This window comes from Microvirga sp. P5_D2 (genome assembly GCF_054049475.1).
This window is the reverse complement of record NZ_JBFUMH010000392.1, coordinates 1-809: the sequence shown is the minus strand read 5'-3', so window position 1 is coordinate 809 and position 809 is coordinate 1. Positions and strand designations below refer to the sequence as shown.

At 65.3% G+C, this 809-nt stretch carries 1 protein-coding gene; it reads left to right on the top strand.

Annotation, left to right across the window (positions count from 1 at the left end):
- Positions 1-405: 405 nt before the first annotated feature.
- Positions 406-809, top strand: a 404-nt coding sequence (locus tag ACXJKO_RS31890; protein WP_457094995.1) for an SUMF1/EgtB/PvdO family nonheme iron enzyme, incomplete at its 3' end; no start/stop codon positions are given.

Below are 809 nucleotides of genomic sequence, written 5' to 3'. Positions count from 1 at the left end.
CATTCAGAGCGAAGGCAGGTCGGTGGGCATGGTCCCAGTGATGGCGCCTGCGGGACCGGGCTGCCGCATTGGCTCCTTGCCGCGACCGTCCGTCTGCCTAATTGTTAACATAAGTTAATGTTCCTGTGCGCGTTGCAGGCTCCGGGCGAGCCTCCGTTTTTCGATTGCCTTGTTGGCGTGTCTCCAGTTCCGAGTGGTTGCGTAACCCGAGGGAGGAGCCCATGGATCGCCAGGAACCTCGTGCCGCAACCGTCGGCGCGCCCGCGTCGATCTGGCGGGTGGTCCTTTCGCCTCGACACCGCAACTGCGGTCCCTATTCAACGGGCGAGGGAAGCCGGCATGACCCTCCTCGATCCGGGGCCGCATGACACGACCGGATCCCTGGGCGATCCACCGCACCCCGGCATGCTCTGGATTCCGGGCGGCACCTTTGCCATGGGGTCGAACGACCACTACCCAGAGGAGGCTCCGGTGCACCGCGTGACGGTCGACGGTTTCTGGATGGATGCGGCGCCCGTGACCAACCGCCAGTTCAAGGCCTTCGTCCAAGCCACGGGCCACGTGACGACGGCCGAGAGGGTGCCGGACGCGAAGGATTATCCGGGGGCGAAGCGGGAGATGCTGAGGGCTGGCTCCCTCCTGTTCACGCCGCCTGGGCATCCGGTGGACCTGCGTGACTGGAGCCAGTGGTGGACCTTCGCGTTCGGCGTGAACTGGAAACGGCCGTACGGCCCGAACAGCAACCTCAAGGGATTGGAGGACCATCCGGTCGTCCATGTCAGCTACATGGACGCCCTTGCCTACGCCCG